This window comes from Solicola gregarius, assembly GCF_025790165.1.
Lineage (GTDB): Bacteria > Actinomycetota > Actinomycetes > Propionibacteriales > Nocardioidaceae > Solicola > Solicola gregarius.
In genome coordinates this window covers 3,719,521-3,746,240 of the sequence record NZ_CP094970.1, presented here as the reverse complement: position 1 = coordinate 3,746,240, position 26,720 = coordinate 3,719,521, and the positions used below count along the sequence as shown (strand labels likewise).

The 26,720-nt window shown below is 68.3% G+C and carries 26 protein-coding genes; 7 read left to right on the top strand and 19 right to left on the bottom strand.

What is annotated here, in order from left to right:
- Positions 1–75: 75 nt before the first annotated feature.
- Positions 76–429 carry a YciI family protein gene (locus L0C25_RS18385; protein ID WP_271633194.1) on the top strand — a complete coding sequence of 118 codons (354 nt, stop codon included), beginning with the start codon at positions 76–78 and terminating at the stop codon, positions 427–429.
- Positions 426–1,634: an RNA polymerase sigma factor gene (locus tag L0C25_RS18380; protein WP_271633193.1), complete on the top strand. Its 1,209-nt coding sequence runs from the start codon at positions 426–428 to the stop codon at positions 1,632–1,634. Before L0C25_RS18385 ends, L0C25_RS18380 begins: the two co-directional genes overlap by 4 nt.
- Positions 1,635–1,724: 90 nt before the next feature.
- Here L0C25_RS18380 and L0C25_RS18375 read toward each other — a convergent pair whose 3' ends face one another.
- From L0C25_RS18375 to L0C25_RS18315, 13 genes are all read right to left on the bottom strand, one after another.
- Positions 1,725–3,476, bottom strand: a complete 1,752-nt coding sequence (locus L0C25_RS18375) for a proline--tRNA ligase (protein WP_271633192.1) — start codon at positions 3,474–3,476, stop codon at positions 1,725–1,727.
- Positions 3,477–3,543: 67 nt separating this feature from the next.
- Positions 3,544–3,912: a DoxX family protein gene (locus L0C25_RS18370; RefSeq protein WP_271633191.1), complete on the bottom strand. Its 369-nt coding sequence runs from the start codon at positions 3,910–3,912 to the stop codon at positions 3,544–3,546.
- A 10-nt stretch (positions 3,913–3,922) separates the two neighbouring features.
- Positions 3,923–5,101 (bottom strand): CapA family protein, encoded by a 1,179-nt coding sequence (locus tag L0C25_RS18365; protein ID WP_271633190.1) that lies wholly within the window; start codon positions 5,099–5,101, stop codon positions 3,923–3,925.
- Positions 5,102–5,317: 216 nt separating this feature from the next.
- Positions 5,318–6,160, bottom strand: a complete 843-nt coding sequence (locus L0C25_RS18360) for a GNAT family N-acetyltransferase (protein WP_271633188.1) — start codon at positions 6,158–6,160, stop codon at positions 5,318–5,320.
- Positions 6,161–6,203: 43 nt separating this feature from the next.
- On the bottom strand, positions 6,204–6,887 hold the full coding sequence (locus L0C25_RS18355; protein WP_271633187.1) for an endonuclease: 684 nt from the start codon (positions 6,885–6,887) through the stop codon (positions 6,204–6,206).
- A gap of 71 nt (positions 6,888–6,958) precedes the next feature.
- Positions 6,959–7,972, bottom strand: a complete 1,014-nt coding sequence (gene galE, locus L0C25_RS18350; protein WP_271633185.1) for a UDP-glucose 4-epimerase GalE — start codon at positions 7,970–7,972, stop codon at positions 6,959–6,961.
- Positions 7,973–8,002: 30 nt separating this feature from the next.
- A complete protein-coding gene (locus L0C25_RS18345) occupies positions 8,003–8,488 on the bottom strand; it encodes a GNAT family N-acetyltransferase (RefSeq protein ID WP_271633183.1) in 486 nt (161 codons plus the stop codon).
- Complete coding sequence (locus tag L0C25_RS18340; protein ID WP_271633182.1) at positions 8,485–8,943, bottom strand: GNAT family N-acetyltransferase; 459 nt, start codon at positions 8,941–8,943, stop codon at positions 8,485–8,487. Before L0C25_RS18340 ends, L0C25_RS18345 begins: the two co-directional genes overlap by 4 nt.
- Before the next feature lie 138 nt (positions 8,944–9,081).
- Positions 9,082–10,233, bottom strand: coding sequence for a flavodoxin-dependent (E)-4-hydroxy-3-methylbut-2-enyl-diphosphate synthase (gene ispG, locus L0C25_RS18335; RefSeq protein ID WP_271633180.1), 1,152 nt, complete (start codon positions 10,231–10,233; stop codon positions 9,082–9,084).
- A gap of 10 nt (positions 10,234–10,243) precedes the next feature.
- On the bottom strand, positions 10,244–11,542 hold the full coding sequence (locus L0C25_RS18330) for a M50 family metallopeptidase (protein ID WP_271633178.1): 1,299 nt from the start codon (positions 11,540–11,542) through the stop codon (positions 10,244–10,246).
- Positions 11,543–11,558: 16 nt separating this feature from the next.
- Positions 11,559–12,776 (bottom strand): 1-deoxy-D-xylulose-5-phosphate reductoisomerase, encoded by a 1,218-nt coding sequence (dxr, locus tag L0C25_RS18325; protein WP_271633177.1) that lies wholly within the window; start codon positions 12,774–12,776, stop codon positions 11,559–11,561.
- A gap of 165 nt (positions 12,777–12,941) precedes the next feature.
- On the bottom strand, positions 12,942–13,727 hold the full coding sequence (locus L0C25_RS18320) for a hypothetical protein (protein WP_271633175.1): 786 nt from the start codon (positions 13,725–13,727) through the stop codon (positions 12,942–12,944).
- A complete protein-coding gene (locus L0C25_RS18315; RefSeq protein WP_271633174.1) occupies positions 13,724–14,623 on the bottom strand; it encodes an ABC transporter ATP-binding protein in 900 nt (299 codons plus the stop codon). The genes L0C25_RS18320 and L0C25_RS18315 overlap by 4 nt, the downstream gene beginning before the upstream one ends.
- A gap of 130 nt (positions 14,624–14,753) precedes the next feature.
- On the opposite strand from L0C25_RS18315, the gene L0C25_RS18310 reads away from it, so the two are divergent.
- The 3 genes from L0C25_RS18310 to L0C25_RS18300 are packed head-to-tail and all read left to right on the top strand — an operon-like array spanning position 14,754 to position 17,860.
- Positions 14,754–15,923, top strand: a complete 1,170-nt coding sequence (locus tag L0C25_RS18310; protein WP_271633173.1) for a sensor histidine kinase — start codon at positions 14,754–14,756, stop codon at positions 15,921–15,923.
- The gene (locus tag L0C25_RS18305; RefSeq protein ID WP_271633172.1) at positions 15,920–16,570 is read left to right on the top strand and encodes a response regulator transcription factor; all 651 of its coding nucleotides are present in this window, start codon (positions 15,920–15,922) and stop codon (positions 16,568–16,570) included. Before L0C25_RS18310 ends, L0C25_RS18305 begins: the two co-directional genes overlap by 4 nt.
- 54 nt (positions 16,571–16,624) lie before the next feature.
- Positions 16,625–17,860: an aminotransferase family protein gene (locus L0C25_RS18300; protein ID WP_271633170.1), complete on the top strand. Its 1,236-nt coding sequence runs from the start codon at positions 16,625–16,627 to the stop codon at positions 17,858–17,860.
- Positions 17,861–17,989: 129 nt separating this feature from the next.
- On the opposite strand, the gene L0C25_RS18295 is transcribed toward L0C25_RS18300, so the two are convergent.
- Positions 17,990–18,439, bottom strand: coding sequence for a MarR family winged helix-turn-helix transcriptional regulator (locus L0C25_RS18295; protein WP_271633169.1), 450 nt, complete (start codon positions 18,437–18,439; stop codon positions 17,990–17,992).
- A gap of 88 nt (positions 18,440–18,527) precedes the next feature.
- On the opposite strand from L0C25_RS18295, the gene L0C25_RS18290 reads away from it, so the two are divergent.
- A complete protein-coding gene (locus tag L0C25_RS18290; protein WP_271633168.1) occupies positions 18,528–19,415 on the top strand; it encodes an alpha/beta fold hydrolase in 888 nt (295 codons plus the stop codon).
- A gap of 137 nt (positions 19,416–19,552) precedes the next feature.
- Here the strand turns inward: L0C25_RS18290 and L0C25_RS18285 are convergent, their stop codons facing one another.
- Genes L0C25_RS18285 through L0C25_RS24260 form a run of 5 tightly spaced genes read right to left on the bottom strand, consistent with a single transcriptional unit; the run spans position 19,553 to position 24,995 of the window.
- Positions 19,553–20,995, bottom strand: a complete 1,443-nt coding sequence (locus L0C25_RS18285) for an aminobutyraldehyde dehydrogenase (protein WP_271633167.1) — start codon at positions 20,993–20,995, stop codon at positions 19,553–19,555.
- 39 nt (positions 20,996–21,034) lie between these two features.
- Positions 21,035–21,838, bottom strand: a complete 804-nt coding sequence (locus tag L0C25_RS18280; RefSeq protein ID WP_271633166.1) for an ABC transporter permease — start codon at positions 21,836–21,838, stop codon at positions 21,035–21,037.
- Positions 21,839–21,848: 10 nt separating this feature from the next.
- On the bottom strand, positions 21,849–22,694 hold the full coding sequence (locus L0C25_RS18275) for an ABC transporter permease (protein ID WP_271633165.1): 846 nt from the start codon (positions 22,692–22,694) through the stop codon (positions 21,849–21,851).
- Positions 22,695–22,706: 12 nt separating this feature from the next.
- Complete coding sequence (locus tag L0C25_RS18270) at positions 22,707–23,933, bottom strand: ABC transporter substrate-binding protein (RefSeq protein ID WP_271633164.1); 1,227 nt, start codon at positions 23,931–23,933, stop codon at positions 22,707–22,709.
- A gap of 24 nt (positions 23,934–23,957) precedes the next feature.
- The gene (locus L0C25_RS24260; protein WP_408641650.1) at positions 23,958–24,995 is read right to left on the bottom strand and encodes an ABC transporter ATP-binding protein; all 1,038 of its coding nucleotides are present in this window, start codon (positions 24,993–24,995) and stop codon (positions 23,958–23,960) included.
- Positions 24,996–25,141: 146 nt separating this feature from the next.
- Between L0C25_RS24260 and L0C25_RS18255 the strand changes: the two genes are divergently transcribed.
- Positions 25,142–26,650, top strand: a complete 1,509-nt coding sequence (locus tag L0C25_RS18255) for a PucR family transcriptional regulator (RefSeq protein ID WP_271633163.1) — start codon at positions 25,142–25,144, stop codon at positions 26,648–26,650.
- The last annotated feature ends 70 nt before the right edge of the window (positions 26,651–26,720 follow it).

Genomic DNA, 26,720 nt, shown 5'->3' with positions numbered 1-26,720 from the left:
GTCGAATTCCGGCGACTCCGAACGTCATCATGGAAACGCCCGCGCACCGAGCGGGCCGCACACCTGGAGGCACCAGTGGCACAGAAATACATGTTCGCGTTGTTCGGCGACGAGGCGAAGTGGGCCAATGCGACCGAGGCAGAGTACGCCGAGGGGATGCGGCTGCACACGGAGTTCGCCGCCGCTGTCGAGGCCGCCGGCGCGAAGATCGTCGGTGGCGAGGAGCTGCGGCTCGCCGCGACGGCGACGACCGTACGCACCGGCGATGCGCCCCTCGTGAGCGACGGGCCGTTCATGGAGAGCAAGGAGGCGTTCGGTGGCTTCTACCTGATCGAGGCCGACGACCTCGACCAGGCGATCGCCCTGGCGAAGATCTGCCCGGAGCCCGCGGTCGAGATCCGCCCCGTCGTGGACCACTCGGAGGCGTGACCGACCACGAGCTGATCGCCCGCCTCCATCGTGAGCAGTGGGGGCGGGTGGTCGCCGCGAGCGTACGCACAGCAGGCGACCTCGATCTCGCGGAGGACTGCGCCCAGCGCGCGTACGAGCGAGCGCTCGAGACCTGGGGCGACGACCCACCCGACAACCCGGTCGGCTGGCTCGTCCGGGTCGCCAACCGACTCGCCCTCGACACCCATCGGCACGCGGCGGTCGAGCGGCGCGCGCTTCCCCGCTTGGTCACCGACGCGCCAACCGACGACGGCCCCGACCTGTTGCGTCTGGTCCTCCTCTGCTGCCACCCGGCCCTCGACCGCACCAGCCAGGCGGCGTTGACGCTGCGCCTCGTGTGTGGGGTCTCGACCGACTCGATAGCCCGGGCGCTGCTCGTGCGCAGACCGACCGCGGCCGCCCGGATCACCCGCGCCAAGCACAAGATCGCCCGCGCCGGGGCGCCGTACCGGCTGCCAGAGCCCGACGAGCTGCCCGAGCGGATGGCGGGCGCACTCGAGGTGATCCATCTGGTCGCGACGACGGCACACGAACGCGAGCGACTCGGCGAAGGCGACGACCTGACCGAGCGGGCGTGGATCCTCGCCCGCTCACTCGTCGACGAGGTCCCCGACGATCCCGAACCGCGCGGGCTGCTGGCGCTGATCGTGCTCAACGCGGCGCGGGCCGGATCCCGCGTCGGTCCGGACGGCGAACGGCTGCTCGGCGAGCAGGACCGCACCAAATGGGACGTCGACGGCGTACGCGCCGGGCTGCGCCTCGCGACCGAGGCGCTGACCGCCGGAGTCGCGTCCGAAGGCGGGCCCGGCCGGTTCGCGCTGCAGGCCGGCATCACCGGCCTGCACGCGCAGGCTCCCTCACTTGCCGAGACCGACTGGTCGGCGGTCATCAGCCTGTACGACCGCCTGTGCGAGCGCTGGCCCACACCGGTCGTCCTCCTCAACCGCGCGATCGCCCGCTCGTACGTCGAGGGTCCCGCGGCTGCGCTCGAGGAGCTCGATGCGCTGCAGTCCGCGCCGGCGCTCCGCGACTACCCGTACCTGCAGGCCGCGCGTGGTGCGCTGCTCGCCGATCTGAATCACCCGGCAGAGGCAGCTGCAGCGTACGAGCGGGCGCTCGCGGTCGCGGTCGACGACGAACAGGCGCGGTTCCTGCGCGCCCGAATGGATGCGATCCACACCTGATGGCGGACGCCCCGTGAGGCGCACCTTTCGGCCCCAGAAACGCGCGGATGGGGGCGGAATCGTGCGGCTCAGCGGGCCTACGCCGACAGGCTACGCCGACAGGTGGGCGACGGCGTCCGCCAGCGGGACGTTCACACGCTCCCCGGATCGGCGGTCCTTCACCTCCACGACGCCGTCGGCCAGGCCGCGCCCGACCACGACGATTGTGGGGATGCCGATCAGCTCGGCGTCGGCGAACTTCACCCCGGGCGACACCTTGCGCCGGTCGTCGTACAGCACGGTCGTTCCGGCCGCCTCGAGGTCGCCCGCGAGCTCATCCGCCGCGGCGAACACGGCGTCGTCCTTGCCGGCCGCCACCAGGTGGACGTGGGCCGGTGCGATCTCTCGCGGCCAGATGATGCCGCTGTCGTCGTGGGAGTTCTCGATGATGGCCGCGACCGCTCGCGAAACCCCGACGCCGTACGAGCCCATCGTGACCGTGACGAGCTTGCCGTTCTCGTCCAGCACCTGCAGGCCGAGCGCGTCGGCGTACTTGCGACCCAGCTGGAAGATGTGACCCATCTCGATGCCACGCGCCGCCTCGAGCGCCGAGCCGCAGTTGGGGCAGACGTCGCCCGCGCGTACCTCGGCGGCCTCGATGGTGCCGTCGGCGGTGAAGTCGCGGCCCGCGACCAGGTCGATCACATGGCTGCCCGGTTTGTCGGCGCCGGTGACCCAGCGGGTGCCGTCGACGACCCGGGGATCGAGCAGGTAGCGGATACCGCTTGCGTTCTCACTGCCGAGCACGCCCGGACCGATGTATCCCTTGGCCAGGCTCTGGTTCGCCGCGAAGTCGGCCTCGGTGAACGCCTCGACCTCATCCGGCTCGAGCACTCCCCCGAGGCGTTTCAGGTCGACTTCACGATCGCCCGGTACACCGATCGCGAGCGGCTCGCGGCTGCCCTCGGGATGTACGACGGTGACGATGACGTTCTTCAGGGTGTCGCTCGCGTGCCACGGACGGTCATCGCGCGGGAACCGCTCGTTCAGATGGTCGACGAGGGTGTCGATCGTCGGCGTGTCCGGGGTGACTTCGGCATGCGCGGCCGGCGCATCGTCGTACGGAAGCGGATCGGGCACCGGCACGTGCACTGCTTCGACGTTGGCCGCGTAGTCGCAGCTCGTGCAGCGTACGTAGGTGTCTTCGCCGGTCTCGGAGGTCGCCAGGAACTCCTCGCTCGCCGAGCCGCCCATCGCGCCCGACAGCGCCGAGACGATCACGTAGTCGAGCCCGAGCCGGTCGAAGATCTTGATGTAGGCGTCGCGGTGCGCCTGGTAGGACTTCAGGAAGTCGTCGTCGCAGACGTCGAAGGAGTAGGAGTCCTTCATCACGAACTCGCGCCCGCGCAGGATGCCTGCGCGGGGGCGCGGCTCGTCGCGGTACTTCGTCTGGATCTGGTACAGCCACACCGGGAGGTCCTTGTACGACGAGTACAGGTCCTTGACCATGAGGGTGAACACCTCCTCATGGGTCGGCGCGAGCAGGTAGTCGGCGTCCTTGCGGTCCTTCAACCGGAAGATGTTGTCGCCGTACTCCGCCCAGCGGTTCGACGCCTCGTACGGCTCCTTCGGCAGCAGCGCCGGAAAATGCACCTCCTGCGCGCCGATCGCATTCATCTCCTCGCGTACGACCCGCTCGACGTTGCGCAGCACGGTGTAACCGAGCGGCAGCCAGGAGTAGATACCCGGCGCGGCGCGGCGGATGTAGCCGGCGCGGACGAGCAGCTTGTGGCTCGGCACCTCGGCGTCCGCCGGGTCGTCGCGCAGCGTGCGTACGAACAGGCTCGACATGCGAGTGACCACTGATGACTCCTGCAGGATCGGGTGGATGTGCGGTGCTAGGTCGTGTTGGTGAAGCCCGCGGCTCAGCCTATCGCGCGGTGCGGGCCGCTTTCATCGCAGTTTTGACCAACGGCACCTGCAGCGGGAGCCGAGCGATCGTGCCGGCCTTGTACCAGAGCGGAGCCTTCTCGCTGCGGACAACGGATGCGCACATCTGCAGGTTCGCCGGAAAGACGCCCACCATCAGCGCTGCGGTCGCCCAACCACCCAGCCGGCGCGTACGCGGGTTGGCGAGAGTCGCGGCGCAGGCCAGCTCGGCGAGGCCGGACGCGTACACCAACTCGCGCTTGTACGGCAACGGTGCCGGCACGATGCGCTCGAACGGCTCGGGGCGCGCGAAGTGCAGTGCGCCCATGCCCGCGAGCAGCAGCGCGAGTACCTTCACGTCACGGTCCATGACCACTCCCTCAATGCGACACCATCCGAAGACCATCCCTGCGGGCCCCGAGGGCGAACGACACCTCGCTGACCGCGGCGATCGTCTCACGCAGCTTCGGTTTGAGTGACTCCGGCGTTTCCGCGTCGGCGAGCGCGGCCCTCGCGTCGAGCACCCGCATCGTGTCGGCGTACTCGCCCGGCATCGTGATCTGCGTCGGTACGAAGCGCGCCGCGGTGACCGACCAGCCGTCGTCGCTCTCGGCGAAGGTGAACTCTGCCGTCGTACCTCGATACGTCTCCGGCAGGGTCAGCTCCTGCTGGGCGATGAAGTTGCCCAGGCCGTACGCGACCCACGTGCCGTTCACGACGTCGAACGGCTGGGAGGTGTGTGCGTGATGGCCGTACACCAGGTCGATGTCGGGCGACTGCGTGATCTCGTCGACGACCTCGCGCTGGTGCTCGGTCGGCGCCTCGTCGTACTCCTTGCCGTCGTGCAGAGCGACCATCACCAGGTCGGCGCCGTCGTCCTTGGCCTTCGCGGCGTCGGCGACGATCTCGTCGGTGTCGATCAGGTTGACCGACCACGGCTTCTCGACCGGCATGCCGTTGGTGCCGAAGGTGTAGCTGAGCACCGCGACCTGGACTCCGTTCGCGTCGATGAGCGGCGTACGCCGGGACTCGGCGGCGTTCTTCGCCGTACCGGACCACGGCAGGTCGTTGCGCCGGAACGCGTCGATGGTTCGCGCGATGCCCTCGAACCCCTTGTCGACGCTGTGGTTCGAGGCCGTCGTACAGAGGTCGTACCCGGTCTGCTTCAACCCGCTCAGCACCTGCGGCGGGACCGAGAACACCGGGTAGTTCTCGAACGGCCCGCTCGCCGGAGCGACCGGTGTCTCCAGGTGGCAGATCGCAAGGTCGGCACCGCCGATCACCGGTCGCATCGAGGCGAACATCGGTGCGAAGTCGAACCCCGGCTTGCCCTCTGCCGCGGCGTCGCTCTGCGCGGACGCCCAGACGGTGTTGTGCACCAACACGTCGCCGGACATCGCGATCGTGATCGACTCGGCGGCCGCCGTGCCACCGGCGTCCGGTGTCGACTCACTCTCGGGCGGATCGTCGGAGCCGGTACAGGCGGAGAGCACCAGCGCTGAGGCGGCCAGCGTGGCGAGTGCGGGGGCAAGCACCGTGATCCCCCGAGCGGTGAGCATGACCGCAGAGCGTATCGGTAGCGCGCCGCGACGTCACCGGTGCGTCGGCCACACCAGGTCGTACGGCTTGTGCAGGTTTCGATGACGATCGAGAGGGGCGACACAGTAGTCGCGCCTGCGTATGCCGTGGATGATCCACGGCACGGCCGCGAGCGCGCGTTCGGAGTACGCCGAGCCGTCGCTCCTGCGCCGCCGAGCCGACGACTGGGCGGTGCGTCAGAAGAGGATGGACGCGAACGTCTCACGCTGGCTGAAGCCCGAGCGCTCGTACGCCTTGCGTGCGGCGACATTGTGATGGTTGACGTACAGCGACACCGCGGGGGCGATGTCACGCCGGGCGAGCCGTACGACGCTGGCCATCGCCCGCGACGCGAGCCCTTGACCGCGCAGGTCGGGGTGCACGTAGACGCCCTGCACCTGGCACCCGTACGACGTCGCAGCACCGACCTCGGCCTTGAACAGCACCGCGCCGTCCTCGATGATCGCGAACGCCCACCCCCGGCTGATCAGCTGCGCAACCCGTGCGCGGTACGAGTGCCGGCCATGCAGCTCGGGCGACTCGCCGACCTCCTCGGTGAACATCGCGACACTCGCGGGGTAGAGCACCTCGAGCTCGTCGATCAGCACGCGGCGTACGCGGGGGTCGGGGGCGACGTCCGGGGCACGGTCGGCGACCAGGAACGGCTGGTCCATCCGTAGTGACCGCGCCGGACCCCACGACGGTTCGAGTGCCTGCCAGAGTGCTACGACGTCGTGCTGTAGGCCGACGATCGACGACGAGGTGCGACCGAGCGTCTCGGCGTGACGGCCGAACGCGTCGAGCGCCTCGTCGGTCGCCTGAACCGCGACGAAGTTGGCGGCGACGTGGCACGCCGATACCAGGCGACCGTGCCGGTGGAAGCCCCAGATCTCACCGCCGAGCCAGCGCGGTTGCAGCTGCGTCGCCTCGATGCGGTGTTCGACGAACAGGTTGACGATCGGGTCCTCGTGCACGAGCGCGCGCAGGGCCGGCAGATCGTCGGGGCCGAGCGTGCGCACTCCGGAGGTGGTCCCGAGCATGCCATGCCTCCCGCGCTCGTGACGTCGTGTCTGTGCCGGAAGCCTATCCCGCCCGGCCGGACCGGCGCGCGACGCCGTGCGCCGCTGCGGTGACGTCGTCGACGATCGCATCCGACCGGGCGGCACGTACGCAACCGGCCACGAGCCGGCCGAACTCGTCGTCGTTCGCGACGCCGCGCAGGGCGACCGGGTCGCGCGGGAGGCCGAGCCGCTCGGCACCGTCCGCGGCGATCGGGTCGGCATACGGTACGAGGCCCGGCCAGACGGCCTGTACCTCGCGCAGAAAGATCGTGGCGCCCGTCGGCCCGACCCCCTTGAACCGCTGCAGCAGGTTCGCCAGGCGTTCGGCGTCGTCGCCACCGTGATCGTGGAGCCGCCGAAGGTCGCTGCCCCACTCGTCACGTACGTCCGTGGCGAGCTCCGCGAGCCGGGTCGAGGTGCGCTCGTCGTACCGGCGGTAGCCGCCGCGACCGAGGGCATCGACGCGTTCCTGCCAGGTGGTCTCGAGCATCCGCTGGGGCGTACGCCAGCCGGCGCGGGACAGCTCGCGCGCCGAGCGTACGGCGAGGGTTGCGTCGATCCGGGCGGACAGCAACACGGTCAGGACGAGCAGTCGCCACAGCGGAGACGGCTTGTCGCGCAACGTGATGCCCGACTCGGCGGCGAACGTCGTACCGTATCGATCGATCACGATGCGCGCGATGCGGTCGGCGCGCTCAGGCATCATTCCCCCAGCTTCGAAGGGTGGGTTCGTTCCACGGTACGCACAACCGACCGCGCCCCTTCAAGATCTCCCGATCAGGATGGATAGCCGTTGGGATTCTGCGACTGCCAGCGCCACACGTCGACGCACATGTCGTCGACGCTCTTCGTCGTCGCCCAGCCGAGCTCGGCGTTCGCCTTCGACGGGTCGGCGTACGAGGTGGCGACGTCACCGGCACGGCGCTCGACGACCTCGTACGGCAGCGGGTGACCCACCGCCTTCTCGAACGCGTGCAACAGCTCGAGCACGCTGGTGGGCCGACCGGAGCCGAGGTTCCATACGTTGACCGGCTTCTCGGTGCGGGTCAGCTCCTCCAGCGCGGCGACGTGGCCGGCGGCGAGGTCCTCGACGTGGATGTAGTCGCGCTGACCGGTGCCGTCGGGGGTGTCGTAGTCGTCGCCGAAGACGCTCAGCTTGTCGCGCTTGCCGACCGCGACCTGGGCGATGAACGGCATCAGGTTGTTCGGTATGCCCTGTGGATCCTCACCGATCGTCCCGGACGGATGCGCGCCGACGGGGTTGAAGTAGCGCAGCAGCGCGAACCGCAGCGACGGATCGGCGGTCGCGATGTCGGTCAGGATCTGCTCCTGCATCACCTTGGTCCAGCCGTACGGGTTGGTGGCGAAGGTGGGACGGTCCTCGGTGGCACCGGCCTGGTCGGTGCCGTACACGGTGGCGCTGGAGGAGAAGACGAGCTTGTCGACGCCGTGCCGTTGCATCGCGCGGACGAGCGAGAACGTCGAGTCGAGGTTGTTGGAGTAGTACGCCAGCGGCTTCTCCACGCTCTCGCCGACCGCCTTGAGGCCGGCGAAGTGGACGACGGCGTCGATCTCCTCGGTCGAGAACAGGTGCTCTGTCTTGTCGGCATCGGTGAGATCGAACGCATGCACGGGGATGTGGCGGCCGGAGAGCGCTTCGAGACGGGCGACCACGGTCGGCTTGCTGTTGGAGAAGTCGTCGACCACGATCACGTCGTGGCCCGCATCGATAAGGGACAGGACGGTGTGGGAGCCGATGTAGCCGGCTCCGCCGGAGACCAGGACACGCATGGGACCCGAGCCTACCGAGTGCGCCACGCTTCAGGTACGCGGGAGCGCGAGGCCCATCCAGTGGTTGGTGACGCCGCCCGCGTCCGACGCGCTGCGTACGTAGGTGAATCCCTTCGCGCGGTAGAACGCCGCCGCGTGTTCGTTGCCGTCGAGGTAGGACAGCAGCAGGCGGTCGACGTCGTCCGGCAGACCCCCGATAGCCGTCTCGAGGAGGGCGGAGCCGATGCCGCTACCGTGTTCGGACGGCAGCACGTACAGCTTCCACAGCACCGGCTCGCCGTCGAGGTCGCCGACGACCGCCGTACCGAGAATCTCGTGGTCGCGCTCGGCGAGGTAGTGCGTCGTACGCCCCATCGACTCCGCGATGTAGTCGGTGCGCCACCAGGTCTCCATGACGAAGCGCGCGTACTCCTCGCCCGCGATCGGTGCGTACGTCGGGATCGTGACCGCGGCGCCCAGCTCGTGCAGGGCCTGCGCATCGTCGCGCGTCGCCTCCCGGATCGTGTACGCGGTCATGGCAGGGTCCTCGACATCTTCTGGCTGACGACGTCGTAACCGAGCATCTCGTACAGGCGCACCGCCGCCGAATTATCGGCGAACACGTGCAGACCGATCGAGGCGGCGCCGCGTTCGTGGGCGAACGCCTGACCCGCCAGCATGATGGCCCGACCGTGACCGCGGCCTCGACCGGGCTCGTCGACCTCGATGTCGTACACGAACGCCTTCGGCGCGCGGATCTGCAGCCACAGGATGCCGACCCGCTCACCGTCGTGCTCTGCCAGCAACAGGTGATTGCCCTCGGTAGCCGCCCCGTCGGGCAGCAACTCCTCGAACTGGCGCTTCGCGGCCTCGGGTGCCTCGGCGGAGAGCATCGTGCCGGCGCGGACGTTGTCCTTCGCGTACTCGGCGATCGCGTAGTCGCGATAGGCGGCGAACTCGGCCTCGGACATCGTTCTCAGCTCGACGGTCATCCCGCCGATCCTGCCACAGCCGCCCGACCTTTACCATGTTTACATGGTAAAGGTGCGCCTTGCATGGCGAATTCTCCATGCAAGGCGAATGTTTACCATGTTTACATGGTAAACATCCCACCCCGGGGCAGTACGCGCTCAGCTGACCGTGACGGCCGGGGAACCGCCCTCGACCGGCTCCATCTCCTCGGCGATGCGCATCGCCTCGTCGATCAGCGTCTCGACGATCTGGCTCTCCGGGACGGTCTTGATCACCTCGCCCTTGACGAAGATCTGCCCCTTGCCGTTGCCGGACGCGACACCGAGATCCGCCTCCCGGGCCTCGCCCGGGCCGTTGACGACGCAGCCCATGACGGCGACCCGCAGCGGCACCTCCATGCCCTCGAGCCCGGCGGTCACCTCGTCGGCGAGCTTGTAGACGTCGACCTGCGCGCGACCGCACGACGGGCACGAGACGATCTCCAGCTTGCGGGGCCGGAGGTTCAGCGACTGCAGGATCTGCGTGCCGACCTTGATCTCCTCGACCGGCGGCGCCGACAGCGAGACCCGGATGGTGTCGCCGATGCCGCGCGAGAGCAGCGAGCCGAACGCGACCGCCGACTTGATGGTGCCCTGGAAGGCCGGGCCCGCCTCCGTCACACCCAGGTGCAGCGGCCAGTCGCCGCGCTCGGCGAGCATCTCGTACGCCTGCACCATCACGACCGGGTCGTTGTGCTTGACGGAGATCTTGAAGTCGTGGAAGTCGTGCTCCTCGAACAGCGACGCCTCCCACACGGCCGACTCGACCAGCGCCTCGGGCGTCGCCTTGCCGTACTTCTCCAGCAGCCGCTTGTCGAGCGACCCGGCGTTGACGCCGATCCGCAGCGAGACGCCCGCGTCCTTCGCGGCCTGCGCGATCTGCTTGACCTGGTCGTCGAACTTGCGGATATTGCCGGGGTTGACGCGTACGGCCGCACAGCCCGCGTCGATCGCGGCGTACACGTACTTGGGTTGGAAGTGGATGTCGGCGATCACCGGGATCTGCGACTTCTGCGCGATCGCCGGCAGCGCCTCGGCGTCGTCCGGGCTCGGACACGCGACGCGTACGATGTCGCAGCCCGCGGCGGTGAGCTCGGCGATCTGCTGCAGCGTCGAGTTGACGTCGGCCGTGACGGTCGTCGTCATCGACTGCACGGAGACCGGCGCATCCCCGCCGACCTCGACCTTGCCGACCCGGATCTTGCGGGACGGGCGACGCTTCGCCAGCGTCGGTGGCGGCGAGCTGGGAAGGCCCAGATCGACTGACGACATACGACGCCTCCTAGGTGAGGGTGACCGGGTTGACGATATCGGCGTAAATGAGCAGTACGCCCATCACGAGAAGCAGTGCTCCGACGACGTACGCGACGGGCAGCATCTTCGCCACGTCGACGTACCCCGGGTCCGGTTTGCGGATGACCTTGGCGAACCCACGGCGCAACGCCTCGTACAGCGCACCGGCGATATGGCCGCCGTCGAGCGGCAGCAGCGGGATGAAGTTGAACAGTGCGATGAACAGGTTGACCGCCGCGATGAGGGTGATCAGCCGGAACGCGCGGTCGGTCCACGTGGTGTCGTCGACAGTGACCATCTCACCAGCGACCCGGCCCGCACCGACGACGCTCATCGGGCTGTCGTCCTTGCGCTCACCGCCGAACGCCGCATCGGCGACCTCGACCATCTTCTGCGGCAGGTGCAGGATCGCCTCGCCGGTCGCCTTCGTGTAGTCGCCCATCGTGGAGAGTACGAAACCGAGGTCCTGCCGCTCGTACTCCGTGGTCGGCGAGATACCGAGGAAGCCGACCTCCTCGTACTGCTCGGGCTCGTCAAGCGACGGCCGCACCTCGACGATCGTCTCGACCGACTTGGTGCGCTGCTCGCCACCGCGGTCGATGACGATGCTGGCCTTGTCGCCACCGTTGTCGCGGATCAGCTCGGTGAGCTGGTCCCAGTCGGTGACCGCCGTGCCGTCGAACGACACGACCTGGTCGCCCGGCTCCAGCCCGGCCTCGTTGGCCGGCGTCTTCGGGTCGCCCGGCTGGCACGTCTGCACGTCACGGTCGGCAGGGATCGCGCAGGCGGAGACGGAGTTGACCGTCGTCGTCGGCTTCTGCGCACCGATCAGCGTGAACGCGATCGTGAAGAGGACGAGCGCGATGCCGATGTTGACGAGGGGTCCACCCGACATCACGATCAGCTTCTGCCACCACGGCTTGCGGTAGAACAGCCGATCCTCGTCGTCCGGACCGACGTGCTCGTACTCGCTGCTGCGTGCGTCGGAGATGAGCTGCGTGAACATTCCGGTGTTGGTCTTGCGCACCGTGGTCGGGTCGTCGCCCTGATGCGGCGGAAGCATGCCGACCATCTTGACGAAGCCGCCGAGCGGGATCGCCTTGAACCCGTACTCGGTCTCGCCGCGGCGTACCGACCAGACCGTCTTGCCGAAGCCGACGAAGTACTGTGTGACCTTGATGCCGAACTTCTTCGCCGGCAGCATGTGACCGACCTCGTGCAGAGCGATCGACACGATCACGCCGACGATGAAGATCACCACGCCCAAGGCGTAGATCAGTCCCTCCACGGGCACTCTCCCACGATCATCGACTCTCCGTTACGGTCCTGGTCGCACGTTCACGGGCCCACGCATCGGCAGACAGCACGTCCTCGACGTTCAACCGGGCCACTTCCGAGGGTACGCGGTCGGCCGCAATGTGTTCGCCCAGCACCGACGCGACCGTGTCGGCGATCGCCGGGAACGCGATCTCACCGGCCACGAACGCGTCGACGCACACCTCGTTGGCGGCGTTGTAGACGGCCGGGGCGGTACGTCCGTGCGCGGCCGCGGTCCGGGCAAGGCGTACCGCGGGGAACGCCTCGTCGTCGAGCGGAAAGAACTCCCAGGTGCTCGCGCGGGTCCAGTCGCAGGACTCCCCCGCGTCGACGACGCGGTCGGGCCAGCCCATGCCGAGCGCGATCGGGATCGCCATCGTCGGAGGCGACGCCTGCGCGATCGTCGAGCCGTCGACGAACTCGACCATCGAGTGGATCTGCTGCTGCGGATGCACCACGACGTCGACCCGCTCGATCGGCACATCGAACAACAGCTGCGCCTCGATCAGCTCGAGGCCCTTGTTGACGAGTGTCGCCGAGTTGATCGTGATGACGGGCCCCATCGCGAAGTTCGGATGCTGCATGGCCTGCTCGACCGTGACGGTCTCGAGCTCGTCGCGCGTACGCCCGCGGAACGGGCCGCCGCTCGCGGTGAGCACCAGCCGGCGTACCTCCTCGGCGCGGCCGGCGCGCAGACACTGCGCGATCGCGCTGTGCTCGGAGTCGACCGGCACGATCTGTCCGGGCTTGGCGAGGCCGGTCACGATCGGGCCGCCGACGATGAGCGACTCCTTGTTGGCGAGTGCGAGCGTCGTACCTGCCTCCAGCGCCGCGATCGTCGGCAGCAGGCCGACCGATCCGGTGATCGCGTTGAGGAGGACGTCGCAGCTCTCCCGCGCGAGATCGGCCGCGGCATCGGGCCCGGCGAGGATCCGTGGGAGCGCATAGTCACCCGATGACCAGCCGCGCCGCTGCGCCTCGGCGTACAGCGCGAGCTGGACGTCCTGGACGGCCGACGTGCGCGCGACCGCGACGACCGGCACCCCCGCGTCGATCACCTGCCGCGCGAGCAGGTCCGGGTTGCCTCCGCCGGCTGCAAGTCCGACGATCCGGAACCGGTCGGGGTTCGCGGCGACGAGCTCGAGCGCTTGGGTACCGACGGATCCGGTCGAGCCGAGGACGATCACGTCACGCCGTGTATGCATGCCCCAAGTCTCTCAGTACGCGCCCTGCCCCGTGAGGCGCACGTTCTGGTGGAGACACGCGGGCGCGTCGCACAGGAGCGTGCGGCTCACGGGGGCTCCGGACATGCGAAGGCCCGGGCAGTCCCCCGACCGGCCCGGACCTTCGTATCCCCCAGCTCGTGACGGCTACTTCACCTCACTGCGAAACAGCCGCATGGTGCCGATGACGATCGGGATGCCCAACCAGATCAGCACTCCGACCACCAGGTGCTGCCACTCGGCCGACGACATGCCGTCGGAGTCGAACAGCATCTGCGAAGAGGTGCCGAGATCCACCCACGGGCCGATGTCTTCCATCGCGCTCCACAGATCGCTGACGATCGAGATCACCATCGGCACCGCGAAGAACGCCACGATGGCGGCGGCGGAGTTGAGCAGCAGCAGGCCGAAGCCGACGCCCCACATGATCTGGATCAACTGGAACAGCCCGAACTTCGCGAAGCCGTACTCGAGTACCTCCGAGCCGCTTCCCCAGGGGTCGCTGGCGCCGCCGATGACCGTGAAGATCGATGCGAACACGTTCGCGATCAGCACCGCGGCGACACCGAGGATCAGCGCCGCAACGATCTTCGAGATCAGCACCCGACCGCGGTTGGGAGCGAGCGTGAACGTCACCAGGGCGGTTCGCTGCGACCACTCGCTGGTGATCAGCAACACGCCGAGAACCGGCAGCAGAATCGCCTGCGGTGAGGCCGTGACGCCGGCGAAGTTCCCGTACGTACGATCGGACGAGTCGGCAGTGAGGAAGAAGATCAGCACAGCGGTTGCGGTGATCGCGCCGATCGCTATCAGCAGCCATCGACCCGCGAGCGTGTCGTACGACTTGCGGAGCTCGACCGAGATCAGCCGCGTCAGCGGAATCCTGTTGCCCGCCTTCATCGGCGCGGTGTTCTCCACCGTTGCGGCGCTCATGCCTCTGCTCCTTCGCGTTGGCTGTCGGCGGTGAGCTGGAGGAACATCTCCTCGAGCCCGGCGCCGTCGGCGGGACGTAGTTCTTGGAGTGCCACACCGGCACCCGCGGCCACCTTGCCGACCTCGGCGGGCTCGGCATCGGTACGCATCCCCGCGTCACCCGACGGCGTCGCGTGGATGCCGGCCTGACTCAGCGCGGCGGCGAGCGCGTCCGGCTCGATCGCGCGGACGAACGTACCCGCCGTCTGGAGCAGCTCGGACTTCGTACCCTGAGCGACGATGCGGCCGTTGCCGATCAGGATCAGCTCGTCGGCGATCACCTCGACCTCGTGCAGCAGGTGCGAGGACAGCAGTACCGTGCCGCCGCGGTTCGCGTAGTCACGCAGCAGCCCGCGCATCCAGTGGATGCCGGCCGGGTCGAGGCCGTTCGCCGGCTCGTCGAGGATCAGCACCTCGGGGTCACCCATCAGTGCATGTGCGATGCCGAGTCGCTGGCGCATGCCGAGCGAGTAGTTGCGGAGCCGGCGACGCGACTCCTTGTCGGACAGACTTACCAGCTCGAGCATCTCGTCGACGCGGCTCTTCGGCAGCCCCATCGTCATCGCGCCGAGCGTGAGGATCTCGCGGCCCGTGCGTCCGGCATGCTGAGCCGAGGCATCGAGCAGTACGCCAACCTTGGTGCCGGGATTCGGAATGTCGTGGTAGTCGACTCCCCCGACGGTTGCGTGCCCGTGCGTCGGCGGCGTGAGACCGACCATGATGCGCATCGTGGTCGACTTGCCGGCGCCGTTCGGACCGAGGAACCCCGTCACCGAGCCGGGCTTGCAGACGAACGAAACGTCATCGACCGCTCGGAACTCTCCGTAGTTCTTCGATAGACCTTCAACCGTGATCATGACCAATATCCTGCTGGACCCGGGCGGTCGACCGCATCGGTCCGGCGGATGATTCCGAATAGACCAAAGTATGAGTGACCCTGACCCCACAGACGTGGTTGTGCCCGACGGACGGCCATAGGCTGGGGATATGACGTCCGCCGGCCCCGAGTACCAGCCTCGGTTGCGTTGGTGGTCGCACCTCTGGCGTATTGCGCTCGTGGTGCTGATCAGCGCACTGGCGTGGTCGGTGTATGCGAAGCCGGAGTGGGACGAGAACCGAGCACTCTTCTGGACCGACCTCCTCCTCGGCATCGCGAGTCTCGGCCTCATGCAGCTGCGGCGACGCTGGCCGCTGACGATCGCGCTCGTTCTGAACGCCTTCATGGTCGTGTCGGGCGCGTCGGCCGGTGCGTCCTGCCTCGCCACCGTCTCGGTCGCGACGCAGCGGCGCTGGGGGCAGATCATCTCGGTCAGCATCGTCGGCCTCGTCGCCTCGGCGAGCTTCACCGCACTCGCGCCGACGCAGGTCGGCGGCCCGGAACCCGCATGGGTGTCGTTCACGACCAACGTGGTGTTCACGATCGCGCTCGTCGCCATCGGTATGTACGTCGGCTCGCGGCGCGAGCTGCTGTGGACATTGCGCGAGCGCGCGACCCGGGCCGAGCAGGAGCAGGAGCTACGCGTCGCGCAGGCGCGTACGAACGAGCGGGCGCGGATCGCCCGCGAGATGCATGACGTACTGGCGCATCGCATCTCCCTGGTCACGATGCACGCCGGCGCACTGTCGTACCGCACCGATCTCGGCCGCGAAGAGATCGCGCGTAGTGCCGAGGTCATCCAGACCAACGCGCACGAGGCGCTCACCGAGCTGCGCGGCGTCCTCGGCGTGCTGCGCGGGCAGGATGCCGAAGACGCGAAGAACCGCCCGCAACCGACGATCGGCGACGTCCCCGAGCTCGTGGCGGACGCGCTCGACTACGGGATGAACCTCGACTTCGAGAATGGTCTGGACGAACGCACCTCGGTGCCGGATGCGACCGGGCGCACGGTCTACCGGATCGTGCAGGAGGGTCTCACGAATGCCCGTAAGCACGCTCCGGACGCCAAGGTCACGCTCTCGGTGAGCCGTGACGACACGGGCATCCGGGTAGACATTCGCAATCCGCTGCGGGTCGGCCGCGACGGTACGACGCCGGGCGCGGGACTCGGGCTGATCGGGCTCACCGAGCGCGCCGAGCTGACCGGCGGCTCGCTGCGGCATCGGATCAACGGCCACGGTGAGTTCGAGGTACGGGCGTGGCTACCGTGTCCCCCATGATCAAGGTGCTCATCGTCGACGACGACGCCCTCGTACGCGCCGGCCTGGTGATGATCCTCGGCGGCGCGGCCGACATCGAGGTCGTCGCGGAGGCCGGCGACGGTCGCGAGTGCATGAAGCTCGTCGCCGAACACCGGCCGGACGTCGTACTGATGGACATTCGGATGCCGCGCATGGACGGCCTGGAGGCGACCGCGCTGATCGAGCAGCAGCCGTCGCCACCGAAGGTCATCGTATTGACCACGTTCGACGCCGACGACGACGTCTCCCGCGCACTTCGTGCGGGTGCAAGCGGGTTCCTGCTCAAGGACACCCCGCCGCCGACGATCGTCGATGCCGTGCACAAGGTGCACGAGGGCGAACCGATGTTGTCGCCGAAGGTGACGGCTCGCCTGATGCGGCGGATCGCCGACGAGACGCCGAACGAGGCCGACGCCGCCCGCGAGTCGCTGCTGTCGGCGCTGAGTGAGCGCGAGCTCGAGGTGGCGCTTGCGGTCGGTCGTGGGCTGAGCAACGCCGAGATCGCAACCGGGCTGCACATGAGCGTCGCGACGGTCAAGGCGCACATCTCTCGGTTGTTCACCAAACTCGACGCCACGAACCGGGTGCAGATCGCGATCCTCGTACACGACGCGGGGCTCGTCTGAGCGCGTGGCATATCGTGTGCCGCGTCGACTTCGATGAGCAGGAGGACTGGTCCGATGGGTGCGTTGTGGCATGGGTTCGCCGACATGGGGGCGATCGAACGAGACGGCGAGTTCGTCATCGCGCGCGGCGAGGGCGCGTACATCTGGGACACCGAAGGCACGCGCTACCTCGACGCGACCGCCGGCCTCTGGTTCGCGAACGTCGGGCACGGGCGTACGGAGATCGCCGATGCCGTTGCGGAGCAACTTCGCACGATCGCGGCGTACTCCACCTTCGGCGACAATACCGTCGACACGACCGTCGAGCTCGCCGAGCGACTCGCCACCATCGCGCCCGTGCCGGGAAGCAAGGTGTTCTTCACCTCGGGCGGCTCCGACTCGATAGACAGTGCGGTCAAGCTCGCCCGCCGATACTGGCATGAGCTCGGCAGGCCCGACAAGCGCATCGTGCTGGGGCGCGAGAAGGCGTACCACGGGATGCACGTCGGCGGTACGGCGCTCGCCGGCATTCCCGTGAACCACGCAGACTACGGCCGGCTGATGGACGACGCCGTCTCGATCGGCTGGGACTCCGGCAAGGCACTGCTCGAGGCGATCGAACGGATCGGCGCCGACCGGATCGCCGCGTTCTTCTGCGAGCCGGTCATCGGCGCCGGCGGGATCTTCCCGCCGCCCGACGGCTACCTCGCAGAGGTACGCCAGATCTGCCGAGAGCACGACATCTTGTTCGTCGCCGACGAGGTCATCACCGGCTTCGGACGCATCGGCGGGTCGTGGTTCGCCTCCTCCCGCTTCGAGCTCGAGCCCGATCTGATGACGACCGCCAAGGGGCTCACGTCCGGCTACCTGCCGATGGGGGCACTGTTCGTCGCACCGCGGGTGAGCGAGCCGTTCTTCCGCCCCGATGCCGGCGTTTGGTGGCGCCACGGCTACACGTACGGCGGTCATGCCGGGTCGGCGGCGGCCGCGATGGCCAACCTCGACATCATCGAGAGCGAAGGCCTGGTCGAGGACGCCGCCCGCCTCGAGCGGACGCTGCACGAGGTGCTCGCGCCGCTTGCTGATCACCCGTCCGTCGAGGAGGTACGCAGCGGGGTCGGCGCCGTCGCGGCCGTCCAACTCGTCGATGCGGGCCAGATCGGTGCGGTCGCGACTCGCCTGCGCGGCGAGGGAGTCTCCGCTCGCCCGCTGGGCGGCGGTGCGATCCAGCTGTCACCCGCGTTCGTGATGACCGATGCCCAAGTCGGCGACCTCGCCGCCGCGATCCAGAACGCCCTCCCCCAACGCTGAGGAGAGAGTTTTGGCCCGGTGAGGAGAGGATCCGGGTCCGATCGCCGGGCCGGGCTCCTCTCCTCGCCGGGCCGGGATTCTCTCCTCAGCGGGCCGGGATTCTCTCCTCGCCGGGCCGGGATCCTCTCCTCAGCGGGCCGGGATCCTCTCCTCAGCGTGATGGTCGATGATGCGTTGCAGCGTCACGCGCAGCTTCTGCACCTCACCCTGACCGATGGCCCCGTCGAGCCACCCGTCGAAGGTGTCGATGATGCCGACGCCCGCGTCGATCGCTCGCCACCCGCGCCCGGTGAGCATCACCAGCTTCGCGCGTCCGTCCTCGGGGTGTCGTACGACCTCCACATAGCCCCGCTCCTGCAGATGGACGACGAGCTCGCGCATCGCCTGCTTCGTCATGGCCGCTCGATCGGCGAGGTCGGTCATCCGTGACCCCTCGCCGTCGATCGCCTGCAACACCGGAGCGTGTGCCGCGCGGAGGTCGTCGAACCCCGCGTCGGCGAGCCCGGAGTCGAGCCGCGCGACCAGCGTCCGGGTTGCCGCGGAGAGCAGGTTCCCGAGTGGGATAGGCCGTGCAGCCAACGGATTAGTTCGGGGCTTGACCATCTTCTCCACCTTCGGCTAGTTTAGTTCGGTGCCTGTCTATCATGATTCCGAACGGACGACCGCGATGCAGAGACTTCCGGGTGCCGAGCATCGCTGGGTCGACATCGACGGTGTGCGGTTGCATGTCGCCGAGCTGGGAAGTGGTCCGCCGGTGATGCTCGTGCACGGCTTCCCACAGAACTGGTACGCCTGGCGAGACGTAGCGACACTGCTGGCACGCGACCATCGCGTGATCATGCCGGACCTACGCGGATTCGGCTGCTCGGACGCGCCGCGACGCGGGTACGACACCCGTACCCGGGTGAACGACCTCGAGGCTGTCCTGGAGCACCTCGACCTGCCCGAGGTGCTCGTGTGCGGACACGAGTGGGGCGGATGGGCCGCCCTCTGGTTGGCGATGCGCTCACCTGCCCGGGTCACCGGCGTCGTGACGCTCAACGTGCAGCACCCGTGGCCGTTGCACCGCCGGCTCGTGCCCAGCGCCTGGCGATACTGGTACACGGCCGCGCTCGAGCTGCCGTTCATCGGCCGGACCGTGTTGCGGCGCGTTCCCGCCTTCACCAGATATCTCCTCGGGCGAGGGCGAACGGCCGATCCGGTCGTCCTGCGTGAGAACGCCGAGCTGATGCGCCGCCCGGACCGCGCACGAGCGGGCGAGAAGCTCCATCGCGCGTTCATCTTCGGCGACATCCTGCCGCTCGCCCTCAACCGGTACCGCCGCCGGACGCTGACCCGACCGACCATCCTCCTCGCGGGAACACGCGACCCTGTCGTCAGGCCGGCCGCGGTCCTCGGCGTGCACCCCCGGCAGGCCGAGCTCGACGTTCGGGTCGTCGACGGGGGGCACTATCTGCACGAGGACGCTCCCGGCCCGGTCGCCGACGCGATCCGCGAGCTCGAGCAGCATGCCCGACGCCCCCCGAACGGTGACGAGAGGATCCGTGCCCGGTGACGAGAGGATCCGTGCCCGGTGACGAGAGGATCCGTGCCCACGCAGGGCCGCGATTCTCTCCTCACCGGGCCGCGATTCTCTCCTCACCGGGCCGCGATTCTCTCCTCACCGGGCCGCGATTCTCTCCTCACCGTGGGTCAGGCTTCGATGTTGCTCATCACGTGCTTGATGCGGGTGTAGTCCTCGAGGCCGTACATCGACAGATCCTTGCCGTAGCCCGAGTGCTTGAACCCGCCGTGCGGCATCTCGGCCACCAGCGGGATGTGCGTGTTGATCCACACACAGCCGAAGTCGAGCCGCTTGGCCATCCGCATCGCGCGACCGTGGTCCTTGGTCCAGACCGAGGACGCGAGCCCGTACTCGACCCCGTTGGCCCAACGCACCGCCTCGTCCTCGTCGGTGAACTCCTGCACGGTGATGACCGGGCCGAAGATCTCCTGCTGGATCGCATCGTCGCCCTGACGCAGGTCGTCGAGCACGGTCGCGTTGTAGAAGTAGCCGTCCGACAGCTCACCGCCGGGACGATCGCCACCCGCGGCGACGGTGGCGTGGTCGGGCAACCGGTCGACGAACCCGCTCACCCGCTCGAGCTGCGCGGCGTTGTTGACCGGTCCGAAGAGTACGTCCTCGTCGTCGGGCATACCGGTCTTCGCGGCCTTCGCGTGCTCGGCCAGGGCCGCGACGAAGTCCGCGTGTACGCGCGGGCCGGCGAGGACGCGGGTTGCGGCCGTGCAGTCCTGACCGGCATTGAAGTAGCCGGCCTCGGCGATCGCGGCGGCCGCCGCCTCGACGTCGGCGTCGTCGAACACCACGACGGGCGCCTTGCCGCCGAGCTCGAGATGCGGCTTCTTGAGACCGTCGGCGGCCGACTTGGCGACCTCGCGGCCCGCGCGTACCGAACCCGTGATCGACACCATCTGCGGTACGTCGTGCGCGACCAGGGCGCGGCCGGTGTCGCGGTCACCACAGATCACGTTGAACACGCCGGGCGGGAAGATGTCGGCCGCCAGCCGGGCCAGCAACGACGTCGAGGCCGGTGTCGTGTCACTCGGCTTGAGTACGATCGCGTTGCCGGCCGCGAGCGCCGGTGCGATCTTCCAGATTCCCATCAGCAGCGGGTAGTTCCACGGCGTCACCTGACCGACGACGCCGATCGGCTCGCGCCGGACCATCGACGTGTGGCCGGCCATGTACTCGCCGGCCGACCGACCCTCGAGTACGCGCGCCGCGCCGGCGAAGAAGGTAAGCGCGTCGATGACCTGCGGGATCTCCTCACTCGCGGTGAGGCCGAGTGGCTTGCCCGTGTCCTTGCTCTCGACCGCCACGATCTCGTCGGCATGCTCCTCGACCGCGGCCGTCAGCTTGAGCAGCGCCTGCTGCCGCTGCGCGGGAGTCGTGTCACGCCAGGTCCCGAACGCCCGCTCGGCCGCCCGTACGGCCCGGTCGACGTCCTCCGCCCGCGAGAGCGGCGCCTGTGCGTAGACCTTTCCCGAGGTCGGATCGACGACGTCGTACGTGGCGCCGTCTGCGGCCGGCACGACGGCGCCGTCGATGAAGTTGCTGAAGACTTGCTCGGCCATGTTCAGTTCCCTTGCGATTGTGCGGGTTTTCGGACGGTGTCACATCCGCCCGCCGGTCGAGGTCCCGGAGAGCTTCTGCGACAGGTAGATCGGGATGATCGAGGCGATGATCAGGACACTACCCACCACGTTGATGACGGGCGTCTGGTTCGGACGGAACAGGTTGTTCAGGATCCACAGTGGCAGCGTCATCGTGTCTGCGTCGGCGGTGAAGCGGGTCACGATGATCTCGTCGAAACTGAGCGCGAACGCCAACAGCCCGCCCGCGAGCAGGCCGCCCCGCAGCAACGGGAAGATCAACAGCCGGAACGTCGTCCACCGCGACGCACCGAGGTCCATCGACGCCTCCTCGACGTTGCCGCCGAGCTGACGCAGCCGTGCGCTGACGTTGTTGAACACCACGACGATGCAGAACGTCGAATGCGCGAGGACCACCGTCCAGACCGACAGACCGACGCCCAGGAACGTGGTGAACGCGCTGTTCAGCGCCAGCCCGGTCACGATGCCGGGCAACGCGATCGGCAGGATCACCAGCAGCGAGATCGACTCACGCCCGAAGAACTCGTACCGGGTCAGCGCGAACGCCGCGAGCGTGCCGAGGACGAGCGCGACCGCCGTCGCCATCAGGCCCACCTCCGCGCTCGTACGCACGGCCTCCATCGCGCCCTCGTTGTGCCACGTCGACTCCCACCACTTCGTCGTGAAGCTCGACGGCGGCCAGCCGAACGTGCTCTCCGCATTGAACGAGCTCACGAGTACGACGGCCAGCGGCGCGTACACCACGACGAGCACGAACCCGACCGCCGCGAGCAGCAGCACCTTGGTACGTCCAGAGATCGTCACGACCGTCTCCTCACAGCTTCTCGAGCGCGCCCGTACGACGTACCAGGGCGAGGTAGATGGCCATCACGACGACCGAGAACGTCGCGATCGCCGCAGCGGAAGGGAGGTTCAGCGACTGGTTCTCGTCGACCAGGTTGCCGAGCATCTGTGATGCTCCCCCGACCACGTCGACGGTGATGTAGTCGCCCAGGCTGAGCGAGAAGGTGAAGATCGAGCCGGCGATCATGCTCGGGATCAGGCTCGGCCACACGACCGACAGGAACGTCCGCATCGGCCGGGCCCCGAGATCCTCCGACGCCTCCAGCAACGAGTCGGGCAACCGTTCCAGACCCGCATAGATCGGCAGGATCATGTACGGCAGCCAGAGGTACGAAAGTGTCAGGACAACCGCGAAGAGTCCGAGGCCCGGGGTGACGCCGAACGTCGCGTCGAAGACACCGTTGTCCAGGACGAGCAGGCGCCACGCGTACGCCTTGACCAGATAGCTGGCCCACAAGGGCATCAGGCACGCGATCACCAGCAACCGGGCCGTACGCGGTCGCGCCACCTTCGCCATGAAGAACGCGATCGGCAGCGCCAGCGCGAGGTCGATCACCGTCACCGACGCCGCGATGGTGATCGTGCGCACCAGCACGTCGCGGTACAGCGGCTCGGTGACGAGCTGGCGGAAGTTGTCGAGCGTCCACGTCCGGAAGATCTCGGTCGTGAACGGGTCCTGCACCCACAGAGAGGTGATCAGCAAGGCCGCGAGTGCGCCGAGATAGACCACGCCGAGCCACAGCAGGGGCGCGCCCAGCACCCCCGCCAACCGCAGGCGGGGGTGCCGATGCAGGAACGCTGCTCCTGGGGTTGCCATGAGACGGGAGCCTCAGCCCTTGATCTCTTGCCAGGCCGTCGTCCACGCGGCGTAGTCGGTGCACTCGATGTCCGTACGCCCGTCGAGGCACTCCTTGATCGGCGTCGTCCAGTAGCGGATCTTGTCGGCGTACGCCTCGTCGGCCGCGTGGTAGATGTCGCAGTGCTCCTTGTTCGCGGTCTCGTCGCAGGCCTTCAGGTTCGCCGGCGCTTCACCGAAGTACTCGGCGACCTGTGCGTTCGCCTCGGGCGAGGCGATGTAGTCCGACCACAGGTACGCGCAGTTCGGGTGCTCGGCCTCGGCGGCGACCATCCAGGTGTCGGACCATCCGGTCGAGCCCTCCTCGGGCAGGATGGACTTGACCGGCACATCCACCTCCGCGATGTTCTGGATCACCTGCCAGGTCGTGCCGATCTGCGACGTACCGGACTTGAAGGCACTGACCTCCTTGGTGTAGTCCGACCAGTACTCGCCGATGCTGGCGTTCTGCTCCTTGAGCAGGTCGACGGCCGCGTCGAGCTGGTCCTGGTCGAGCGCGTACGGGTTCTCGATGCCGAGGTCCGGCTGGTGCTTCATCAGGTACAGCGCGGCGTCGGCGATGTAGATCGGCGAGTCGTACGCCGTCACATGGCTCTTGTACTTCGAGGCGTCGTCGAAGACCGCCGACCACGATGTCGGCGCCGGCTTGACGTCGTCGGTGTTGTACATCAGCAGGTTCGCGCCCCAACCGTGCGGCATCCCGTACATCACCTCGTTGGCGGAGTTCCAGTCGCCGTCCTTGAGGAACGGCGCGATGTCCTTGTAGTTCGGCGTGAGCTCGGTGTTGAACGGCGCGACGTCACCGGCGGCGATCAGACGCAACGATGCGTCGCCGGAGGCCGAAACGACGTCGTAGTCGCCCGTGCCCATCAGGCTGACCGCCTCGTCGGACGTACCGAAGTACTTGATGTTCGCCTTGCACCCGGTCTGCTTCTCGAACGGGGTCACCCAGTCGACCTTCGGGTCGTTCGACCCGTCCTCGGCGTACCCCGGCCACGCCAGGATGTTGACCTCGCCCTCGCCGTCGCCGAGTTCCTCCTGCATCGGCACGTCTGGCGGCTGGAAGCCCTCGCCGCCCGGCGTCATCGACTCGTCGTCGCCGCCGCTCGTACCGCAGCCGCTCAGCGCGAGCGCGAGGACGCCGGCGCTGGCGAGCGCAGCGACCTGGAAACTCCTTCTACGACCGTGTCCGTTCGTCATTTGTTGGCTCCTTAGGTTGTGGCTTTACGCCCCGCGCTCACCGGTGAGCGCCAGACAGTCCTGCGCGGCGAAGGCGACCCGGACGCGGTCGCCCCGCGTCGCCTCGAGTGCCGCGCGGCTGTTGTTCTGGGTGAGAACGGTCAGCCGCGCTCCTACATCCAGGTCGACGACGAGCCGCGTGGTCGCGCCGGCGTACACGTTCTCCGTGAGTACGCCGTCGGCGCTCAGCAGCCCGTCATCGACCGGCCGTGACAGGTCCGGTTGGACCTCGAGCTTCTCGGGTCGTACGGCGAAGGTGCCGTCACGCCCGACGATCCTGCGTGCCGCCTCGCCCTCGAGCAGGTTGGAGGTGCCGACGAACCCGGCGACGAACTCAGATGCCGGTCGCTCGTACACGTCCTGCGCCGATCCGATCTGCTGGATGCGGCCCTCGTTGAAGACGGCGACCCGGTCGCTCATCGTGAGCGCCTCCTGCTGGTCGTGCGTCACGAAGATGAAGGTGATGCCGACATCGCGCTGGATCTGCTTGAGCTCGACCTGCATCTGCTCGCGCAGCTTGAGGTCCAGCGCGCCGAGCGGCTCGTCGAGCAGCAGCACGGCAGGGTCGACGACGAGGGCGCGGGCGAGCGCGACGCGTTGCCGCTGACCGCCGGACAGCTGGGTCGGTCGGCGCTGCTCGTACCCCGAGAGGGCGACCGTACTCAGTGCCTCGGCGGCGCGCTCGCGGCGCTCCGCCCGCGCCATGCCGCGGACACGCAGGCCGTACGCGACGTTGTCGACCACCGTCATGTGCGGAAAGAGCGCATAGTCCTGGAACACCGTCGTGACGTTGCGCTCGAACGGCGCGAGGGGGGTGACGTCCTCGCCGTCGAGGCGGATGGTGCCGCTCGTCGGCGTCTCGAATCCCGCGATCGTCCGCAGCACGGTGGTCTTGCCCGAGCCGGAGGGACCGAGCATCGAGAAGAACTCTCCCGATGCGATCTCGAGGTCGACGCCGTCGACCGCCGTCACGTCGCCGAATCGCTTCTCCAGACCGGTGATCGCTACTGCGGGTGTCGTCATCCTGTCGCCTTTGCGGTGCGCGTTCGTTGAATCTCGTACGAGGTTGCGTAAGAAGATAGGGAGTCGCGGATGCGCGCACGACAGGCATTTGTCCAAGATGACGGCGTATCGCTGTGCAGGTGCACAGCGTGAACTACGGTGGCTTGATGACGACGGTCCGGGACGTCATGTCCGAGGGGCGATTCGGGCTGTGCATCCGCGCCTGCGAGGCCGCGCTGGACCAACCCGTACGGTGGGCGTCGGTGACCGAACAGGTCGATCCGACGCCGTTCATGGAGCGCGACGAGCTGGTGCTGACCACCGGCGTACGCCTGCGGTCGACCAAGGACCAGGCGCACTTCGTCAAGTGCGCCGCGGCAGTCGGTGCGGCCGCCATCGGCTTCGGCGTCGGCCTCGGCCACGACCGGATACCGCGGGCGCTCGTCAAGGCCGCCGAGGAGCATCGCGTCCCGGTTCTCGAGGTGCCGTACGAGACGCCGTTCATCGCGATCACCCGCTGGGTGTCGGATCGCGATGTCAACGCGCACACGCGAAAGCTGAGCCGGCTCCTCGCCGTCCACGAACGCCTCGCCGAGCACCTGCTGACCGGCGGCGGACTCCCCGCATTCTGCGAGGAGCTGCGACACCAGGTCGGCGGCAATGTCGCCGTGATCGACCAGCAGGCGAACGTGCTCGCGAGCGCACCCGTTCGCGTCGCCTGGCCCGCGACCGCGCTCGTACGCCGACTGCACCAGCTGCAGCGGCCCACGACTGTCGACGTGTTCGAGGGCGCACATCAGGAGGCGTACGTACTGCCCGTGGCCACGCACGGGCGGCAGGTGGCGGTACTGGCGACACAGGCGAGCAGGCGCAACGACGATCTGATGCAGTTCGCGGTGAGCCTGGTCGGGCTCGAGATGCAGCGGCGCCAGGCCGTCCAGCAGGGCCGCCGCGAGCAGATCGGCCAGATCATGGAGGACGTCGTCCGGTCGGCGCTGACGCACGCCGAGGCCACCCGACGACTCGAGGCGTTCGGGCTCGACTTCCACGGCGGGCATCGGGTGCTGCTCGGCGTCGTCGAGGCCGACCCGCACGCCCTTCGTACGCTGCCGTGGCCGCTGCTCGGCCCCGACATCGACCCGGAGGGGCACGTCGTCACGGCGCAGGTCGACCGGTACCTCGCGCTGATCTTCGGCAGCGAGGGAGTCACCCGCGACTCCGCCCCGACGGTGCTGCACGCGCTTCGTACGCTCGGCCGCAACGCAGCCGTCGGCCTCGGCGGCTACTACAGCGGTGTGGACGGTCTGCGATGGAGCTTCCTCGAGGCGCGCGACGCGCTGGCCCGCGGTCCGGGCATCCACCAGGGTGCGCCGCTGAGCCTCGAGCGGCTCCTGACGGCCAACCCGGAGCTGCCGATCCGAGAGCTCGGCGAGGCGACGCTCGGGCCGCTGCTCGAGCAGGACCCGCCCGACCGTCCGCTGCTGACCACGCTGACGACGTTCCTGGAGGTCGGCGGATCGGTGAACGACACCGCCGAGCGGCTCTTCGTGCATCGCAACACCGTTCGCTACCGGTTGACCCAGATCGAGTCACTGACCGGTCGCTCGCTGTCGGAGACCCGCGACCGCGTTCACCTGTGGCTCGCGCTGCACGCGCTCGGGCACGTGGTTCAGTGAGGCCGATACGTTCCGGCTACGAAATCCGTATCGATTCAGAAGTCATCCAACGGAATCCCTTGTGAATTGG

What these genes read in the sequence shown, in the direction of transcription:
- L0C25_RS18355 (WP_271633187.1), bottom strand. Translation starts at nt 6,887, where the DNA reads ATGATGCCTGAGCGCGCCGACCGCATCGCGCGCATCGTGATCGATCGA.
- L0C25_RS18360 (WP_271633188.1), bottom strand. Translation starts at nt 6,160, where the DNA reads ATGCTCGGGACCACCTCCGGAGTGCGCACGCTCGGCCCCGACGATCTG.
- L0C25_RS18315 (WP_271633174.1), bottom strand. Translation starts at nt 14,623, where the DNA reads ATGATCACGGTTGAAGGTCTATCGAAGAACTACGGAGAGTTCCGAGCG.
- dxr (WP_271633177.1), bottom strand. Translation starts at nt 12,776, where the DNA reads ATGCATACACGGCGTGACGTGATCGTCCTCGGCTCGACCGGATCCGTC.
- L0C25_RS18300 (WP_271633170.1), top strand. Translation starts at nt 16,625, where the DNA reads ATGGGTGCGTTGTGGCATGGGTTCGCCGACATGGGGGCGATCGAACGA.
- L0C25_RS18270 (WP_271633164.1), bottom strand. Translation starts at nt 23,933, where the DNA reads ATGACGAACGGACACGGTCGTAGAAGGAGTTTCCAGGTCGCTGCGCTC.
- galE (WP_271633185.1), bottom strand. Translation starts at nt 7,972, where the DNA reads ATGCGTGTCCTGGTCTCCGGCGGAGCCGGCTACATCGGCTCCCACACC.
- L0C25_RS18275 (WP_271633165.1), bottom strand. Translation starts at nt 22,694, where the DNA reads ATGGCAACCCCAGGAGCAGCGTTCCTGCATCGGCACCCCCGCCTGCGG.
- L0C25_RS18255 (WP_271633163.1), top strand. Translation starts at nt 25,142, where the DNA reads ATGACGACGGTCCGGGACGTCATGTCCGAGGGGCGATTCGGGCTGTGC.
- L0C25_RS18290 (WP_271633168.1), top strand. Translation starts at nt 18,528, where the DNA reads ATGCAGAGACTTCCGGGTGCCGAGCATCGCTGGGTCGACATCGACGGT.
- L0C25_RS18310 (WP_271633173.1), top strand. Translation starts at nt 14,754, where the DNA reads ATGACGTCCGCCGGCCCCGAGTACCAGCCTCGGTTGCGTTGGTGGTCG.
- L0C25_RS18320 (WP_271633175.1), bottom strand. Translation starts at nt 13,727, where the DNA reads ATGAGCGCCGCAACGGTGGAGAACACCGCGCCGATGAAGGCGGGCAAC.
- L0C25_RS18370 (WP_271633191.1), bottom strand. Translation starts at nt 3,912, where the DNA reads ATGGACCGTGACGTGAAGGTACTCGCGCTGCTGCTCGCGGGCATGGGC.
- L0C25_RS18340 (WP_271633182.1), bottom strand. Translation starts at nt 8,943, where the DNA reads ATGACCGTCGAGCTGAGAACGATGTCCGAGGCCGAGTTCGCCGCCTAT.
- L0C25_RS18345 (WP_271633183.1), bottom strand. Translation starts at nt 8,488, where the DNA reads ATGACCGCGTACACGATCCGGGAGGCGACGCGCGACGATGCGCAGGCC.
- L0C25_RS24260 (WP_408641650.1), bottom strand. Translation starts at nt 24,995, where the DNA reads ATGACGACACCCGCAGTAGCGATCACCGGTCTGGAGAAGCGATTCGGC.
- L0C25_RS18305 (WP_271633172.1), top strand. Translation starts at nt 15,920, where the DNA reads ATGATCAAGGTGCTCATCGTCGACGACGACGCCCTCGTACGCGCCGGC.
- L0C25_RS18285 (WP_271633167.1), bottom strand. Translation starts at nt 20,995, where the DNA reads ATGGCCGAGCAAGTCTTCAGCAACTTCATCGACGGCGCCGTCGTGCCG.
- L0C25_RS18365 (WP_271633190.1), bottom strand. Translation starts at nt 5,101, where the DNA reads ATGCTCACCGCTCGGGGGATCACGGTGCTTGCCCCCGCACTCGCCACG.
- ispG (WP_271633180.1), bottom strand. Translation starts at nt 10,233, where the DNA reads ATGTCGTCAGTCGATCTGGGCCTTCCCAGCTCGCCGCCACCGACGCTG.